This window comes from Streptomyces sp. col6, from assembly GCF_008042035.1.
Classification (GTDB): domain Bacteria; phylum Actinomycetota; class Actinomycetes; order Streptomycetales; family Streptomycetaceae; genus Streptomyces.
Genome location: NZ_RDBL01000014.1, coordinates 1 through 16,960 on the forward strand (window position 1 = coordinate 1; position 16,960 = coordinate 16,960).

Here is a 16,960-nt window from a genome sequence, read left to right on the forward strand (position 1 = left end):
CACCACACCCCCGACTGGTGCCTCCCCGCCCGTGGCGTCCGCCCCGCGACCGGGTCCGGCCCCCTCGGACCGCTGCTCGGCCACACCCGCGCCGGTGTCCTGCGTGCGACCCGCACCGGCTGCTCGACCCTGGAGGCGGCGCGGCTCCTCGATGTGACCCACCCCGCCGTCAGCCAGCACCTGAACGTGCTCCGGGCGGCGGGCCTCGTGACCACCGTGCGCCGGGCCGGTCGGTCCTTCCACGTCGCGACCGCCGAAGGGCGCGCCCTGCTGGCCGCCGAGGACCCGCCCGCGGTATGACGGCACGTCACCTGCGGTCGTAAGCCTGGGCTTTCGTTCCTTGCGGGCTCCACGGTGACGGCACCACGCTGGGGCCGGAAACACGGCCGCGCGCCCAACCGCGCGGCCGCTTCGCACCCAAGGCCCGTCCCCCACCCTCAGGAGCCTTCATGCGCAGGAGACTTGTGTCCGCCGCCGTCGCCGCGGTCGCCCTCGGAGCCCTCGTCCAGCCCGGCACCGCCTTCGCCTCGTCCACCCCGCACATCAGCCCGGCCGCCGTCACCGCCCACGGATCATCGTCCGGAACGGCCGTCGTCAGCGGGCACAACAGGCCCGGCACCCGGCTCACGGTCGACGCAGGATCCACCGCCACCGCGCACTGGCTGGACATCGACTACCAGGTCCAGCAGACCGGTTACTGGTGCGGTCCGGCCGCCACCCGTATCGCGCTCTCCGCCCGCATCGCCCCGCCCAGCCAGTCCGACCTCGCCTGGCAGCTCGGCACCACCGTGAACGGCACCGACCACATATCCCAGGTCACCGGCGTACTCAACGCCAACCTCGGCGGCGGCTGGTACGAGACCAAGGAGATGCCGAACGACCCGCCGACCCAGGCCCAGCGCGACCTGCTCTGGTACGACATCGTCTTCGACATCGACCGCAACTACCCGCTCGTCACCAACATCGTGGCCCCGCCCGGCAACCAGCCGCCCGGCTACCCGTCGAACCAGACGATCTACCACTACTTCACGGTCATCGGCTACGACGACGCCGACCGCACCGTCCTCATCGCCGACCCCGCCTCCTTCAGTGGCAACCAGATCTACTGGCTCTCCTTCGACCAGCTCGCCACCCTGATCCCGCCGAAGGGCTACTCCGCATGACCCCCCGAGCGAACGACCGCCCCAGCCGCAGGAACGTCCTCAGGGCAGTCGGCGGACTCTCCGCCGCGACGGCCCTGGGCGCCGCCGGCCTCCTCGCCTCCGCCTCGCCGGCCGCCGCGGCTGGCGACGGATTCGGCCTGCGCATCGTGGACCGCAACGAGAGCGACCCGCGCATGCGGTACTACCGCTTCGCGACCGACGCCATCGGCTGGAACCCGGGCGTCAACGTCCTGCTTCCCGACGGCTACCACACCAGTGGCCGCACCTACCCGGTGCTCTACCTGTTCCACGGCGGCGGCACCGACCAGGACTTCATCACCTTCGACCGCATGGGCATCCGCGCCTGGACGGCCGGCAAGCCGATCATCGTCGTGATGCCCGACGGCGGACACGCGGGCTGGTACTCGAACCCGGTCAGCTCCAACACCGGCCCCCGCAACTGGGAGACCTTCCACATCGCCCAGCTGCTCCCGTGGATCGACGCCAACTTCCGTACGTACGCCGAATACAACGGCCGGGCCGTCTCCGGGTTCTCCATGGGTGGGTTCGGCGCGCTGAAGTACGCGGCCAAGTACTACGGGCACTTCGCGTCCGTGAGCGCGCACTCCGGCCCGGCCAGCCTGCGCCGGGACGCCGGACTCGTCACGCACTGGGCGAACGTCTCGTCCGCCGCGCTCGACCTGGCCGGCGGCTCGGTCTACGGCGTTCCGCTGTGGGACGAGGCCCGGGTCAGCGCCGACAATCCCGTCCAGCGCATCGAGAGCTATCGCAACAAGCGGGTGTTCCTGGTCGCCGGCACCAGCCCCGACCCGGTCAACTGGTTCGACCAGGCCAACGAGACCCAGGTGCTCGCCGGGCAGCGCGAGTTCAGGTCCCTGCTCGGCAAGGCCGGGATCCCGCACGAGTGGCACGAGGAACCGGGCGGGCACTTCGTACGCCCCGCCCTCTTCCGGAGCGATCTCGACGGAATCATCGCCCGGCTCCGCAAGGCGTAGCGCCTGCGCACCACGGCGGACGAGCCCCCTCGACCCACGTCGAGGGGGCTCGTCCGCGTACGGGGGCCGCGGTCGCCCCGGAATCGGGTCCGTGGGAATCGGTCGCCCGTACGAGTGCTCATACCAGAGCGGGACGGATGGCGGGCAAGTTCCACAACTGCCCATCACGGCCACACTTCTCGCGACTACCGTGTGTGGCCGGTGATCAACGGTGGGCTCATATTCTCCGGGCCTGCCCGGCCGATGACCCGAGAATGCCCGACCACCGTAGGCGCCACCACATGAACGCAGATGCCTGGGGCCCCACGTACCGAGGACGCTGATGTCTCAACTTCGCGCACCCGACGCGCGACCGGAACGACGAGAGGGCGGGCGGCACGGCCGACCGGGCGCCCGTTCCCACTCGGCCGCGGCCAGACCGCGCGCCGCCCGCCCGTCCCCCGAGGCGCGCATACGCCCCCAACTCCTGCGCACCGCCGTGCTGCCGGCCCTCGCGGTCGCCCTCGCCGGCGCCGCGGCCGTCATCTTCACCGCCCGCGCGGGCCACGCCCGGCCGTCCACGGAACTCTGGATCGCCCTGGGCGCCGCCGGCGCGCTGGCGGCCGCCGCGGTCGTCGCCGCCTTCCTGGCCGCCAACCGGGCCGCCACCACCGTGTTCGGCCGCTGCCTCGCGCTCCGCCGGACCAGCGCCCAGGGCCAGGCCGAACTGCAGCGCGTCGTGGAACAGCTGCGCAACGGCGAGCCCGTGCCCGCCCGGCGCGCCCCGCAGCCCACGCCGCCCGGTGGCGACCCCTTCGAACTGCTGGCCCAGGAGCTGGGCCGCCAGCAGGAGGCGGCCGTGGCCGCCGTCGTCGACGCCTCCCGGCTCTCCGAGGACGGCGGCGGCGGCGAGGACCAGAAGGTCGAGGTCTTCGTCAACCTCGCCCGCCGCCTCCAGTCGCTCGTGCACCGGGAGATCCAGCTGCTCGACGAGCTGGAGCACGAGGTCGAGGATCCGGACCTGCTCAAGGGCCTCTTCCACGTCGACCACCTGGCCACCCGCATCCGCCGCCACGCCGAGAACCTCGCCGTGCTCGGCGGCGCGGTCTCGCGCCGCCAGTGGAGCAACCCCGTCACCATGACCGAGGTGCTGCGCTCCGCGATCGCCGAGGTCGAGCAGTACCCCCGGGTCAAGCTCGTCCCCCCGATCGACGGCACCCTGCGCGGGCACGCCGTGGCCGACGTCATCCACCTCCTCGCCGAACTCGTCGAGAACGCCACGGTGTTCTCCGCCCCGCACACCCAGGTGCTCCTGCGCGCCCAGCACGTCACCGCCGGACTCGCCCTGGAGGTGGAGGACCGCGGACTCGGCATGCCCGGGGACGAGCAGAAGCGGATGAACGCCCTGCTCACCGACCCCGACCAGGTCAATGTCTCCCGCCTCCTCCAGGACGGCAGGATCGGCCTGTTCGTGGTCGCCTCGCTGGCCCGCCGGCACGGCATCGCCGTACGGCTGCAGAGCAACATCTACGGAGGCACCCAGGCCGTCCTGGTCCTCCCGCAGACCCTGCTCGGCGCCGACGACGACGCCTCCGCCCGCACCGGCGAGACACCGGTCCCGCCCACCGGGCCCGTACACCGCCCGCCGCCCCTGGAGGAGGGCCCGGCACCGCGCGACCAGGCGCCCGCCCCCGAGCCGGAGCGCCGCCCCTACGTCCCCAGCCAGCAGCCCCGCCCGCACCGGGCGCCGCAGCAGCCGTCCCGGCAGGACGAGGCACCGCCCCTTCCCCTGCGCGCCGAACGCGTGGACCGGCCGGCCGAAGACGCGCCGCCCGCGATCCGGCCGGGGGAAGGCACCGCACCGCAGCCCGTACCGGAGGCCGCCGCGGACCGGCCGCTGCTCCCCAAGCGCGCCAACCAGGAACACCTGGTCCCGCAGCTCAGGGAGGCGCCCGCCCCGAGGTCCGAGGACGAGCCCGTCCTGCACGACCCCGGGCTCGTCGCCGCGTTCCGGCGCGGCATCGACCTCGCCGAGGCGCGCGCCGAGTCCGAGGCCGAGCCGGAGACCGCGCCCGACGCGCCGGCCGGTGCCACCCGCACGACGACGGCCGCGCAGCTGGGAGCACCGCCCCGGCCGCTCCCGGTCCGCGGTCCGGCCGCGCCCGTGCAACTGCACGGAGCCGGGGCGTACCCCGGCGACCACGACCCACTCGCAGCGAACCCCACCAAGGAGTAGATGCACCATGGCGACCGATATGCCGTCCGGTCAGGTCTCCGACCTCGACTGGCTGCTGAGCGGCCTGGTACAGCGCGTGCCGTACACCCGCAGCGCGGTCCTGCTCTCCGCCGACGGGCTGGTGAAGTCCCTCCATGGCATGGATGACGACAGCGCCGACCACATGGCGGCGCTGGCGGCCGGCCTCTACTCGCTGGGCCGCAGCGCCGGTGCGAGGTTCGGGGACAACGGAGAGGTCCGCCAGGTGGTCGTCGAGCTCGACTCGACGCTGCTGTTCGTCGCCACCGCCGGCTCCGGGACATGTCTGGCGGTACTGGCCGGCCGCAACGCCGACGCCGCCGTGCTCGGCTACGAGATGGCCATGCTGGTCAAGAGCGTGCGGCCCTATCTCATGACCCCGGTGAGACAGGCGGCCGGGACGCCGGGCGCCGTGGGGCTGTGAGCATGGCGCTCACCCAGGACGGGCCGCTGCTCGACGACGCGGCGGGCCGCCTCATCCGCCCCTACACGGTGAGCAACGGCCGTACCCGTCCCACGGCCGTGCTCGACCTGCTCTCCCTGGTGATGGCCACCGGCTCCGTCCCGCAGGCCCATCTCGGCCCCGAGCACTCGGTGGCCCTGGGGCTGTGCGAGGGCCCCACATCGGTGGCCGAGATCGCCGCACACCTGAGGCTGCCCGCCGTCGTGACCAAGGTCCTTGTCTCCGACCTGGTCGACTGCGGCGCCGTCACCGCCCACGCGCCCGCCTTCCATGACACGCCCACCGACCGACATCTGCTGGAGGCAGTGCTCGATGGCTTACGACGACAGCTCTGACGGCTACGGCCACGGGGACGGCACCGGCTATGGCTACGGCTACGCGGACGACGGCTCCGGCGGCGGGCACGCACAGGAGACCGCCACCGCCGAGTACGCCGCCGCCCCGGCCGCGGCCGTCCCGTCGGAGGGCTTCCCCGTCGCGCTCAAGGTGCTGGTGGCGGGCGGCTTCGGTGTCGGCAAGACGACGTTCGTCGGCGCCGTCAGCGAGATCGCGCCCCTGAGCACGGAAGAGCTGCTGACCCAGGCGAGCGCCGCGACCGACAGCCTGGAGGGCGTCGAGTCGAAGACCTCCACCACCGTGGCGATGGACTTCGGCCGCATCACGCTCGACGACCAGCACGTGCTGTACCTGTTCGGCACACCGGGCCAGGAACGCTTCTGGTTCATGTGGGACGAACTCTCGCAGGGCGCGCTGGGAGCGGTGGTCATCGCCGACACCCGCAGACTGGAGGAGTGCTTCGCGGCCGTCGACTTCTTCGAACGGCGCGGCATCGGATTCGTCGTGGCCGTCAACGAGTTCGACGGTGCCTTCCGCTACGGCCCCGAGGAGGTACGTGCCGCGCTCGACCTGTCCCCCGAGGTGCCGGTCGTGCTGTGCGACGCCCGCATGGCCAGCTCCGGCACCGGCACCCTCGTGACCCTGGTCCAGCACCTCATCAACGCCACCGACGCCGCCGTGCCGCTGTCCGGTCACGCCGGATACGGGGTCCGGCCGTGATCCCGCACGCCGCCGGGCGGCTGCTGCTGACCCCGGTCGACAGCGAGGCGCCCGTGCGTACGCGGCGGCTGCGCAGCCTTGACCTGGGGGAGCGGGACGACGCCTCGTTCGACGACTTCGACGCCTTCGCCGACAGGGTGGCCGAAGTGACCGACGTGCCGTTCTCGATGGTCAACTTCATCGACGGGAACCGGCAGTTCTACGCGGGACTGCACACCCCCGCCGGTACCCGAAGGGGCGCGGACCTGGGCGCCACCGCCGCGGGCAGCGGCCGCAGCGGGCGGTACGTGGCCCTCGACCACGGCTACTGCCCGCACGTGGTCGTCCGGCGCAAGGCGCTGGTGCTGGAGGACGTCTGCGACTACCCCCGGTTCGCGGGCAACCCGGTCGTCGACGACATAGGCATCCGCTCCTATCTGGGGGCACCGCTCATCGACCGCACCGGCATCGCGCTGGGCGCCGTCTGCGCCGTCGACACCGTGCCCCGCCCCTGGGGAAGGGCGGGGCTCGACACCATCAAGTCCCTGGCGCAGGAGCTCGTCGGGCACCTTCACCTCAGGGAGGACAACGCCTTCCGGTTCTGATCACACCTCGACCGTGCGGCCGTCCAGGAAGCCCAGCGCCACCGCGTCGCCGTCCACCCGCACCCGTACGACGGTGCGCAGCGCCTCCGGGTGGACGGCGTCGCGGGACAGCACCACGAGCGTGACATGGACGCTCCGGCCACCCCGGTGGGGAGCGCCACGCAGATACGGGACGGCCGAGTGCGGTCCGTACGCGTTGGACTCGACGTCGCGCGCCACCGCGGCGTCCTCGGGCCCGCCGTCCCAGCCGTACAGCCCCACCACCGCGCTGGACAGTCCCTCGGCGGTACGGGCGAGTGCCCAGCCGGGGCCCGACGAGGCGAACGGACTCGTTCCGTGCGCGACCGCGTGACCGCCCTCGCGGACCACCGCGCCCTCGGGCGCCTCGACCCGGTGCACCCGGATCTCCCACGGCCCGTGCAGCACGCTCGTCGTCCCGATCCTGTACGTGTGCTCGTCGCCCGGCAGCCGTGCCGTCGACCAGGAGGCGGCGACGCGGTCCTCGCAGCGCACGGGGTGGATGCGGCGGCGCCGGGACGGGGTGCCGTCCGGGGCCAGCAGCGCCAGATGGTTGTCGATGTTCCGGGCGAAGGCGTGCGGCGCGGACTCCGGGGCGGTCGCCGTCGAGTACGCCAGCTTCGCGTAGTGCGGGTCGTCCTCGCCCGCCCCCGCGTCCGGGTCGGTGTCGCCCGCTTCCGGGAGCGGGTTGTGGTCGCTGCCGTGGTTGACCAGCCGGACGATCCCGTCGTGCCGGGTTCCGTGCAGCAGCCAGCCGGGCGCGGGCAGCGCGGTGTACGTGTCGGACTCCTCGACGGGCAGCGGGAGTTCGCGCGCCGTCCACACCGCGTGGTCGGCCGGGAGCAGCAGCCCGAGGAAACCCTTGCTCGCCCAGTACGGCGACGCGGGACCGGAGTACGGCTGCGTGGCGGGCAGGAACGTGTCGTACCAGCCGAGCGTCAGCAGCCCCCGCTCGTCGGGCACCCCGCGCTCCGCGAAGTGCCGCAGCGCCCCGGAGGCGAGGCGTCGGGTGAGCCCCGGCGCGAGCGGGGTGCAGTCCGCGAGCGCGCCCATCCAGACCGGGGCCAGCGAGGCGAAGCGGTAGCAGAGCGACCGGCCCTGGTGGACCGGGGAGCCGTCGGCCCCGAAGAAGTGCGGGTAGTCCTCCAGGAAGCGGCTCAGGCGCTCCCGGTAGACGGCGGCCCGGCCGCCGTCGTTGTCCGGGCCCGCGATCCGCGCCCACAGCAGCGGGTACAGATGCATGGCCCAGCCGATGTAGTAGTCGAAGTTGCGCCCGCTCCCGTCCGTGTACCAGCCGTCACCGACGTACCAGTCCTCGATCCGGTCGAGTCCGCCCTCGATGTCCGACCGGCTGTGCGGGGCGCCGACCGACGCCAGGAACTGTTCCGAAACCACCTGGAACAGACGCCAGTTGTTGTCCCAGGTCCTCCCGCCGACGAAGCCCGATAGCCAGTCGACGACCCGCTCCTGGACCCGGGCGTCGAGCCGGTCCCAGATCCACGGCCGGGTCTCGTGCAGCGCGACCGCGACGGACGCCGCCTCCACCATCTGCTGCGAACAGTCCGTCAGCCGCGGCCACGCCTCGCCGCTCGCCTGGTCGGTGCCGGCGGCGAGCCCCGCCGCGTACCGTTCGGTCAGGGCGGGGTCGACCGCCCCGCCGGCGCCCGCGATCCGGCAGGCGGCGAGCAGGAACGACCGGGCGAAACCCTCCAGCCCGTCGGACACGACACCGGACCAGCTGTTCCGGCCGGGCAGCCGGTACTGGGCGAAGCCCGGTGTCGCGTACGGCGTCAGCGCCTCCAGCATCCGGTCGGCGGTCGCCTCCCAGTGCGCCCGGGTCCAGCCCGTGCGGGACGACAGGATCCGGTCGGTGGGCGGCAGGTGCAGATGCGGGGCGACGGACATGTTGGTGCTGCTCCTGTGTTCGGTGGTTCTACTGGACGAGTTCGGCGTGGTGGGTGTGGCCCCGGGTGCCGTCGACGGCGACGGTGAGCAACGGCCTGCGGCCCGGGGTGAGTTCGACGGAATCGTCGGTCTCGGTCGCCTCGCGGACGGCGAACGGCAGGCCGACCGTGACCGAGGTCCCCGTGCGGCCCGGGTCGGCGACCGCCACGGAGACCCGGCCGCCGCGCCGCCGCACCAGGACCGTCGCGGGACCGGAGGCGGTGATGCCCGCGGCCGTACCGGCGGCCCAGAAGTGCACAGCGGTCAGACCGGTCCTGCGGTCCTCCACGGCTTGGGCGGTGGCGTCGTTGGCGACGATCCGCACCGGCCGGGACGCCGACCACACCGCGGTCGCGGCGGCCGAGGCACCGGGCAGCAGCACATAGGCGTACCCGGCGCCGGCGGGGGAGGTGCCGTGGTCGAGCCAGAGGGTGAGGTAGCGGCGGGTGACGGGGTCGGTGCTGCCGCCGGTGTCCGCGCCCGTGTCGATGGCCCGCCAGGTGCCGGTGCGCTCCTCGCGCAGGGTGCGCAGGGCTGCGCCGCCGGGCAGCACATAGCCGCCGACGCCCTCGATATGCGCCCACCGGGCATGGCCGGCGGTGCCGTTACGGCCGGGGATGCCGTCCACGAGCAGCCGGTTGCGGCCGTCCGCGCCCAGGTTGCGGTTCTCGATGACGGTCTCGACCGGGCGGCCGTCGCCCGAGGTGATGCCCGCGCCGAGCGCGACGACCGTGTTGTCGAGCAGAAACCACGTCTTCCTGGCCCGCAGGGTGCTGCCCGGGGCGCCGATCAGCTCCATCGCGGCGGCGCTGTAGCGGCCGTCCAGCGTTGCGCCGCCCGCCACAGCGTTCGACGGCCGGTAGGTGGAGGTGCCGGCGCCGGTGCCGAGGTCCTCGCGCGGTCGGGTGTCGACCGTGGTGCCCGGGAGGCGGTACGGGTCCACGGTCGGCCAGAAGCCGTCGTTGTACTGCCCGAGGTCGTCGCCGTCGTAGAGGTACGTCATGCCGTCGCCGGTGTACCAGCCGTGCAGGTTCTCGCCGTTGCCCGCCTCGTACGCGGAGATGCGCTTGGAGGACAGCGAGAGGGTGCAGGCCCAGCCGGAGCGGCGGTGCACGACTCGGTCCATGTCGGCGAAGACGAAGCTGCCCGTGGTGCGGGGTGCGGGGCGGATGCCGCCCTCGGCCAGGACCGCCTTCGCCAGGGCGAGTTGGGGCAGGGTGGCCAGCGAGGTGAACGGGGTGGTGCGGTTGCGGGTGAGCCAGCCCTTGACCAGCGAGCGCCAGCGCTCCGCCAGACCCTCGGGGGCCCCGGTCGCCAGGAGCAGGATCGCCGCCACGGCAGAGGCCCCGTCGCGGTGGTCGCCGGCCCGCTCCCGGGAGATCGCCCGGCCGCGCACCGCGTCCATCATCAGCCCGTCGAAGATCACCGGAACGAAGCTGCGCTCCACGGCCTCGTACATCACCGACACCTTGGGGTCCGTCACGGCCCACGGGGAGCCGGCGAGGAGAGAGAGCAGCCAGGCGCCGCCGCCGAGCAGGACGGTGCCGTAGGAGCCGGTGTACGCCACCTCGGAGTGCTGGACGAACGAGCCGTCCTCGTAGAAGCCGTCACCCGAAGTCGTATGGCGGAAGAGGCTGTTGCGGCCGGAGTCGCGTACGTCGGAGAGGGCGTCGCGCGCCGACGCCACCTTGTCCGCGTCCTTGCCGAGAAGTCCGCGCAGCGCCACGATCACCGCCTTGTCGGTGCGGTTGGCACCGGTCTCGGGCAGCGTGGGGGAGTTGGTGCGGCGGTCCGCGTCGGGGCAGAACCGGTCGACGACCGCCAGGTAGTCCGCGAGATCGGCGGCCGGCAGCCGCTCGCGCAGCAGCACGCAGCAGTCCATCAGCGCGCGCGGCGCCCCGATCTCCCAGAACCACCAGTTCCCGGTCTCACGGGCCGAGGGGTGGTAGGCCGTGTCGTACGCGAAGCGCAGCGCTCCGAGCAGTGCTTCTGCGGTCTCCGCCTGTCCGGAGAGGGCGGTCCCGGGGGTGGCCCAGGCGACGGCGATGGTGCGCAGCCGGGTGTAGCTCTGGCCGAAGTTGCCCGGATCGGTGAGCGGCGAGAGGTCGGACCACAGGGCGGTCCGCCCGGCGCCGCGGTCCAGGCTCTCCCACAGCGCCCCCGCGGTGCTGTCCAGGGCGGCGACACCGGCGGCGAAATCGGGATCCGCCGGGTCGAACGCGCCTCCGGTGAGCAGCGTCCCCGCCCGGCCGAGGAGCCCGTCGAAGTCGTCGCCGGTGATCTGCCCCGACTCCTGTGTTCCGTTCCCCGCCGCCGCCCGTGCCGGGGCCGCCGCCAGGACCGCGGACGCGGTGGCACCGCCGCTCGCGGCGAGAAGGGTCCTTCTGCTCACCTGCATGATGACTCCTCTTCCTTGCTCTCGTCTTCCTCGTCCGGTCGTCGCGTGCTCAGTCGGAGAGTGTGCTCGGGTCGACGGGCGGCTGGGGGAGGTTCAGCGCGGCGAGCTCGTCCCGGCCCGTGGCGTCGATGGGGAACGCCCAGGTGTTCACGAAGAAGTCGCTCAGGTCGTACCCGGCGATCCGGCTGGAGTAGGTGGCCAGGGCCCGGTAGCGCTTCGCGTCCTCGGTGTAGTCGGACTGCGGGTTCTCCTCGCGGACCAGCTTGTGCAGGCGCGGCCAGAAGTCCTCCCCGAACGCCAGCTCCAGCTGACGCAGCGGCACCAGCTTCTCGTACGCCCCGAAGGACTTCTCGTAGGTGAGTCCGGGTGTGCCGAACTTGGCCCGCGAGGTCTGGAATACGGTCAGACCGGTCGCGGGATCGACCGTGAGCAGGTTCGACGGCTGCTTCAGGGTGCGCTGCGCGGCCAGCGAGTAGATGTTCACGGTGACCTCGGTGAGGCCGCCCGGCTTGTACGCCATCTGCTGATGGAGGTGGCCGAGCTCGTGGTAGAGCCCCCAGCCCCGGGTGCGCAGGCCCTCGACGGTGGTGGCCCGGTCCAGGTAGGCACGCGGGAAGCCGTTGTAGCCGTGCGTGGCGTAGGCGCCGACACCGGAGGGCACCTTGCTGACCTCGGTGAAGTGATACGGCCCCGCCTTGCGCCGGTGCACCGGCTTCGAGCCGTCGAGACCGCTGATCCGGGCGTGCGAGTCCACGATGGTCTCGACCAGCCGGAGCAGCGCCCCGTGGTCCTCGTCGCGGTACAGCAGGGCGCCCTCGCGCGTCAGCGTCATGATCGTGTGAGGGGCGTGCAGCTCCACCCAGGGCGACACGGTCAGCGTGTCCAGCTGGTGCTGGTAGTCCGCGTCGCTGGTGCGGCCCAGAGTGAAGACCGGCATCGGGACCGCGCCGGACCGGAACAGCACGCCGGCCCGCTCGCCGCGCCCGGTGAGCGTCAGGTAGACCGGGCCGCCGTGCGGGTCGGTCACCGTGTTGGCGCCGGCGGTCAGCGGATAGCTGCGGGGTTCGGTGACCTCGCCGTAGTAGTCCCAGGCCCCGATCCACAGCGTGGGCACCAGGCCGTCGTGCGGCTGGACGGTCAGCGAGAGCGCGGTCCCGGCGGGTACGTACAGGCCGGTCGGCTGGAACTCCGAACCGCGCAACGCCTGGGCGAGCCGCAGCCGTTCCGCCTCGGCGGCGGGGCATCCGGTGACGGTCACGGACACGGGGCGTCCGACGGGCCGGCCGGTCGCTGGCCCGGCGTGTGCGGTGGTCGCGGTGACGCCGAGGGCCACCGCCGCTCCCGCGCCCGCCGCCGCGGCGAGGACGGCGCGGCGGCCCACGGAGGAGGCGGCTTCGTCGGTGGGGGAGGCGGCCGGGGCGACGGAGTGGCTGGGCTTACGCATGCGGAACTCTCCCTGCAGTCATGAACGAGGGGCGAAGGCGTGCGGAACGGTGGGGGTGCTCCGTCAGCATGTAAGCGGTTGCTGTCAGCTCGCAAGGGGAGTCGGGAAGTTACTGTGATTTTCTATGGCCAACTGCGGACAGGCGGGAAGTAACCGGTCACCTACGGCTGGTTCTGCCGGAGCGGGGGGCCACGGAATCGCGTACCACGATGTGGGTGCCGAGTCGCAGCGCCCCGGTGGTCGGCTCCCGCCAGTCGTCCTCGTCCCCGCCGGACACGGCGAGCCGCACCGCCTGGCGGCCCATCTCCTCCAGCGGGACATGGACGGTGGTCAGCCGCGGGCGCAGTTCCTGGGCGACCGGGATGTCGTCGTACCCCACCAGCGAGATGTCCTTGGGCACGCGCAGACCGGCCTCCTCCAGGGCCTGGGCTGCGCCGGCGGCGACCATGTCGTTGGCCGCGAACACGGCAGTGAACTCCGGTCCGTCCCGCAGCAGTTCGGCCATCCGCCGGTAGCCGAAGTTGCGGCTGAAGGCGCCGGGCTGGGCCAGCTCGGGATCGACTGCCACGCCCCGCAGCTCCAGGGCGCGGCGGTGGCCGGCGAGCCGGTCGCGGGTGGTGGAGAGCTTGGGCGGGCCGCCGAGGTAGAGGATGCGCTCGTGCCCCTGCATCAGCAGATGGTCGGTGATGGCGAAGGCGCCGCCCTCGTTGTCGTACTCCACGGCGGCGGTCGGCGCGGCCTCGCCCAGCGGTGGCCGGCCGCACAGGACCAGCTTCGAGCCGCCCGCGTCCAGCTCGCGCGCCCGGCGGGCCAGTTCGGAGGTGTAGCCGCGGTCCGCGATGGAGCCGCCGACCACCACGACCGCGTCGGCCCGGCGCTCGTGCATCAGGTCGATGAAGGCCAGCTCGCGCTGCGGGTCGCCCTGGGTGCAGCAGACCAGGCAGAGCCGCCCGCCGAGCGCGGCCTCCCGCTCCACCCCGCGCGCGATGTAGGCGTAGAAGGGGTCGATGACCTCGTTGACGATGATGCCGACGGTGCGGTTGGAGACGCCGGCCAGGGCGCGGGCATGCGCGTTGACCACGTAGCCGAGCTCGCGCATGGCCGACTCGACGCGTTCCCGGGTCGCCTCGGCGACGGGGTAGTTCCGGTTCAGGACGCGTGAGACGGTGGCGGTCGAGACGCCCGCGCGCCGGGCGACATCGGTGACCGTCGCGCGCCGCTGTCCGTCCCCGGCCGTGCTCTGCCGGCGCATCCGGCTCACCCCCTGATGGCTGTTGTGTGACGACGAGCCTAGTGCCGGGGCGGGCGGTGTCCGCCGCGGCACCGGAGCCCGCGGCGGAAGCGTGGTCACGCGATCCTCCCCAGGTCCGCCCGGTGCACGGGATGCCCGAAGGGCTCGCCCCGCGCGTACCGTGCCAGCTCGTCGACCGCTAGCGCGCCGAGCCGGCCCACCTCGTTGCCCTGGGCGCCCGCCAGGTGCGGGGTCAGGAACACGTTGGGCAGGTCCCACAGCGGGTGGCCGGGCGGCAGCGGCTCCGGTGAGGTCACGTCGAGGACCGCGTCGAGCCGGCCGCTCACCAGGTGGGGGGTGAGCGCCTCGGTGTCCACCAGCGGGCCGCGCGCCGTGTTGACGAGCAGGGTCCCGGGGCGCATCAGGCCGATCCTGCGGGCGTCGATGATCCCCCGGGTCTCGGGCGTGTCCGGGGCGTGCAGGCTGACCACGTCGCTGGTGGCCACAAGCGTGTCCAGGTCGACCGGGGTCACGCCGAGCAGGGCGGCCTCGGCGGCGCTCACGTAGGGGTCGTGGAGCAGCACGTCCGCGTCCAGCGCGTCGCGCAGCAGCTCGATCACGCGGCGGCCGATCCGGGAGGCGCCGACCACGCCTACGGTCAGACCATGGGTGCCGAGCCAGTGGTGGCGGTCCAGGTCGGCGGCGGTGCGGTGGGTGCGGCGGGCACGGTAGAGCCCCGCGAGCGGGAAGACGCGCTTGGCGCCCATGATGATCGCGGCCAGGGTGAACTCGGCCACCGGTACGGCGTTGGCCGCGGCGGCCGAGGAGACGACGATCCCGCGGTCGAAGGCGGCCGGCGACAGAAACGTCTTCACCGTCCCGGCCGCGTGGACGACGGCCCGCAGTCCGGGTGCCCGGTCCAGCAGCGCCGTGTCCACCGGGGGACAGCCCCAGCCGGTCAGCAGCACCTCCGCCCCGGACAGTGCCCGGACGGCGGCGGGGGAGTCGAACTCGCTGATCACCGAGGGTTCGAGCAGCTCGGCGGTCTCTTCGAGCCGGGACCGGACGGCGGGCGGGAAGACGTCGTCCAGCAGACCCGTGCTCATGACCAGGACCGTGCGCGGCCGCCTCCCGGGAGGGCCCGCTGCATCGGTGCCGGGACGGGCCGGTGCCTCTTCGGTGGTTCGCACCCTGCCTCCGGGTAGTAATCGCGTTCTATGGAATGACCGGCACGCTAGGGAGGTCGACGGCCGACCGTCAAGCGCGCTGCCTGCCCGATTGGCTTGTTCATTACGGTATTTACCGCTTCGGGCGCCCGGATTTGGCCTCGGTGTATGCGGGTCGGTGAAGTCATCCGCCCGAATCCCTTGACGCTTGGGTTAACCGCTTACTAACTTGCCGCCGCAGAAGGCACACCACGCGCCACCCAGCCGAACAGGACCCACCATGGCTGACACAGCACCCCCGCTGCCGCGCGAGAAGCGGCGAACGCGGCGAAGGCGGGGCGAAGAACCCGCCCCGCCCGTCCCGGACATCGCCGCCCCGCACCGGCTCACGCTCGGACAGCGCCTCAAACGCGACCGGGTGATGCTGCTGCTCACCCTGCCCGGCCTGCTCTACTTCGTCGTCTTCCACTACGTGCCGCTGCTCGGCTACGTGGTGGCGTTCCAGGACTACCAGCCCTATCTCGGCTACATGCACAGCGTCTGGGTGGGCTTCGCCAACTTCACCGCGGCGTTCAGCGAACCCGCCTTCTGGAGCGCGACGTTCAACACCCTGGAGATCGCCCTCGTCCAGCTGGTGTTCTTCTTCCCGGTGCCCATCGCCCTGGCCCTGCTGCTCAACAGCATCGCCAGCGACCGCATCCGGCGCTTCGTGCAGAGCGTCGTCTATCTGCCGCACTTCATCGGCTGGGTCATCATCGTCTCGATCTTCCAGCAGATCCTGGGCGGCGCCGGCGTCCTGCCCGACGTCCTGGGCGGTATGGGCCTGCCCCGCTACGACATGATGAGCGACCCGGACGCCTTCCCCTGGCTGCTCACCCTCCAGGTCGCCTGGAAGGACGCCGGCTGGGGCACGATCATCATCCTCGCGGCCCTCCTCAACATCGACCGGCAGCAGTACGAGGCCGCCGCGATCGACGGAGCGGGGCCCCGGCGCCGGCTGTGGCACGTGACCCTGCCGGGCATCGCCCCCGTTCTCATCCTGCTGCTCATCCTGAACCTCGGGCAGATCCTCTCCGTCGGCTTCGAGCAGATCCTGCTCCAGCGCGACGCGGTCGGACCGGACGCCGGCGAGGTGCTCGACACCTACGTCTACTACCACGGCATCAAGGACAACGACTGGGGCGTCGCCGCCGCCGTCGGACTCGTCAAGGCGGTCATCGGCACCGCACTCGTGCTGGGCGCCAACAAGTTCGCCCACCGACTCGGCCACGAAGGGGTGTACCGCGGTGCTGACCGCTGAGAAGACACGCGCCACGGCCCGGACCGCCGCACCGGCGCCCCGCCCGGCCCCCGTACGCAAGTCCGACGGCCGCCCGCCGTGGATGGAGCGCCCGACCCGCATCGGTCAGACCGCGAAGGCCGTCGCCGTCGTCGTGGTCGTCCTCGCCGTCGCGTACCCGCTGGTCGGCGTCATCGGGACGAGCTTCGCCTCGCAGACCGACATCATCAAGAGCTCCGGCCTCGTCCTGTGGCCGGACCACCCCACCCTCGACGCCTACCGCACGATCTTCACCGGAGGCGTCGTCACCCGTGCGCTGATCGTCTCGCTCGGCATCACCGTGTTCGGGACCCTCGCCAGCCTCCTCGTCACCGTCGGCATGGCGTACGGGCTCTCCCGCCGCGAGGTCACCGGCTCCCGGTTCATCCTGATGACCGCCCTGTTCACCATGCTGTTCAACGCGGGCATCATCCCGAACTTCCTGCTGGTCAAGGGACTCGGCCTGTACGACACCTACGCGGCGCTCGTCATGCCCACCCTGGTGAGCGCCTTCAACCTGGTCGTCCTGCGGTCGTTCTTCATGAACCTGCCGGAGGAGCTGTACGACGCGGCCAAGGTGGACGGCGCCGGGGACTTCCGCATCCTGGTCCGCGTCGTCCTGCCGCTGTCCAAGGCCGTCCTCGCCGTCATCAGCCTCTTCTACGCGGTGACGTACTGGAACGCCTTCTTCAACTCGCTCCTGTACCTCAACGACTCCGACAAGTGGCCGCTGCCCATGGTGCTGCGGACCTACGTCCTCCAGGGCCAGAGCCTCGACTCCGCATCGGCCGGCGAAGTGCTCGCCCCGCAGCAGGCCGTGCAGATGGCGGTCCTGGTCATCGCCGTCGTCCCGATCCTCTGCGTCTACCCCTTCCTCCAGCGCTACTTCACCAAGGGCGTGCTCACCGGCGCCATCAAGGGCTGAACGCCGCCGTCCCCCACTCCTT

15 protein-coding genes are annotated in these 16,960 nt (G+C 72.4%); 10 read left to right on the plus strand and 5 right to left on the minus strand.

From position 1 onward, the window contains the following. The 8 genes from EAO73_RS23805 to EAO73_RS23840 form a co-directional block, all read left to right on the plus strand. Positions 1 to 300: ArsR/SmtB family transcription factor (locus EAO73_RS23805; protein ID WP_147973615.1), on the plus strand; the 300-nt coding region annotated here is incomplete at its 5' end. Positions 301 to 449: 149 nt separating this feature from the next. Then, on the plus strand, positions 450 to 1,163 hold the full coding sequence (locus EAO73_RS23810) for a C39 family peptidase (protein ID WP_147973616.1): 714 nt from the start codon (positions 450 to 452) through the stop codon (positions 1,161 to 1,163). Next, positions 1,160 to 2,158 carry an alpha/beta hydrolase gene (locus tag EAO73_RS23815; RefSeq protein WP_147973617.1) on the plus strand — a complete coding sequence of 333 codons (999 nt, stop codon included), beginning with the start codon at positions 1,160 to 1,162 and terminating at the stop codon, positions 2,156 to 2,158. The genes EAO73_RS23810 and EAO73_RS23815 overlap by 4 nt, the downstream gene beginning before the upstream one ends. A gap of 322 nt (positions 2,159 to 2,480) precedes the next feature. Then, positions 2,481 to 4,373 (plus strand): sensor histidine kinase, encoded by a 1,893-nt coding sequence (locus EAO73_RS23820; protein ID WP_224756423.1) that lies wholly within the window; start codon positions 2,481 to 2,483, stop codon positions 4,371 to 4,373. Between the two features lie 7 nt (positions 4,374 to 4,380). Next, complete coding sequence (locus tag EAO73_RS23825; protein ID WP_147973618.1) at positions 4,381 to 4,815, plus strand: roadblock/LC7 domain-containing protein; 435 nt, start codon at positions 4,381 to 4,383, stop codon at positions 4,813 to 4,815. Positions 4,816 to 4,817: 2 nt separating this feature from the next. Then, a complete protein-coding gene (locus EAO73_RS23830) occupies positions 4,818 to 5,189 on the plus strand; it encodes a DUF742 domain-containing protein (protein ID WP_147973619.1) in 372 nt (123 codons plus the stop codon). Next, positions 5,167 to 5,910, plus strand: a complete 744-nt coding sequence (locus tag EAO73_RS23835) for a GTP-binding protein (RefSeq protein WP_147973620.1) — start codon at positions 5,167 to 5,169, stop codon at positions 5,908 to 5,910. Before EAO73_RS23830 ends, EAO73_RS23835 begins: the two co-directional genes overlap by 23 nt. Next, positions 5,907 to 6,494, plus strand: coding sequence for a GAF domain-containing protein (locus EAO73_RS23840; protein ID WP_147973621.1), 588 nt, complete (start codon positions 5,907 to 5,909; stop codon positions 6,492 to 6,494). The genes EAO73_RS23835 and EAO73_RS23840 overlap by 4 nt, the downstream gene beginning before the upstream one ends. Here the strand turns inward: EAO73_RS23840 and EAO73_RS23845 are convergent, their stop codons facing one another. The 5 genes from EAO73_RS23845 to EAO73_RS23865 form a co-directional block, all read right to left on the minus strand. Beyond that, a complete protein-coding gene (locus EAO73_RS23845) occupies positions 6,495 to 8,417 on the minus strand; it encodes a DUF2264 domain-containing protein (protein ID WP_147973622.1) in 1,923 nt (640 codons plus the stop codon). 28 nt (positions 8,418 to 8,445) lie between these two features. Next, entirely contained in the window at positions 8,446 to 10,854 is a 2,409-nt protein-coding gene (locus EAO73_RS23850; RefSeq protein WP_147973623.1) for a polysaccharide lyase 8 family protein, read from the minus strand. Between the two features lie 49 nt (positions 10,855 to 10,903). Next, positions 10,904 to 12,298 (minus strand): M60 family metallopeptidase, encoded by a 1,395-nt coding sequence (locus tag EAO73_RS23855; RefSeq protein WP_147973624.1) that lies wholly within the window; start codon positions 12,296 to 12,298, stop codon positions 10,904 to 10,906. Between the two features lie 157 nt (positions 12,299 to 12,455). Continuing rightward, positions 12,456 to 13,550 (minus strand): LacI family DNA-binding transcriptional regulator, encoded by a 1,095-nt coding sequence (locus EAO73_RS23860; protein WP_147973625.1) that lies wholly within the window; start codon positions 13,548 to 13,550, stop codon positions 12,456 to 12,458. 95 nt (positions 13,551 to 13,645) lie between these two features. Next, positions 13,646 to 14,635 (minus strand): hydroxyacid dehydrogenase, encoded by a 990-nt coding sequence (locus EAO73_RS23865; protein WP_147973626.1) that lies wholly within the window; start codon positions 14,633 to 14,635, stop codon positions 13,646 to 13,648. A 340-nt stretch (positions 14,636 to 14,975) separates the two neighbouring features. Here EAO73_RS23865 and EAO73_RS23870 point away from each other — a divergent pair, with 340 nt between their 5' ends. Beyond that, entirely contained in the window at positions 14,976 to 15,995 is a 1,020-nt protein-coding gene (locus EAO73_RS23870; RefSeq protein WP_147973627.1) for an ABC transporter permease, read from the plus strand. A gap of 82 nt (positions 15,996 to 16,077) precedes the next feature. Then, positions 16,078 to 16,938, plus strand: a complete 861-nt coding sequence (locus EAO73_RS23875) for a carbohydrate ABC transporter permease (RefSeq protein ID WP_147973882.1) — start codon at positions 16,078 to 16,080, stop codon at positions 16,936 to 16,938. Positions 16,939 to 16,960 lie beyond the last annotated feature (22 nt).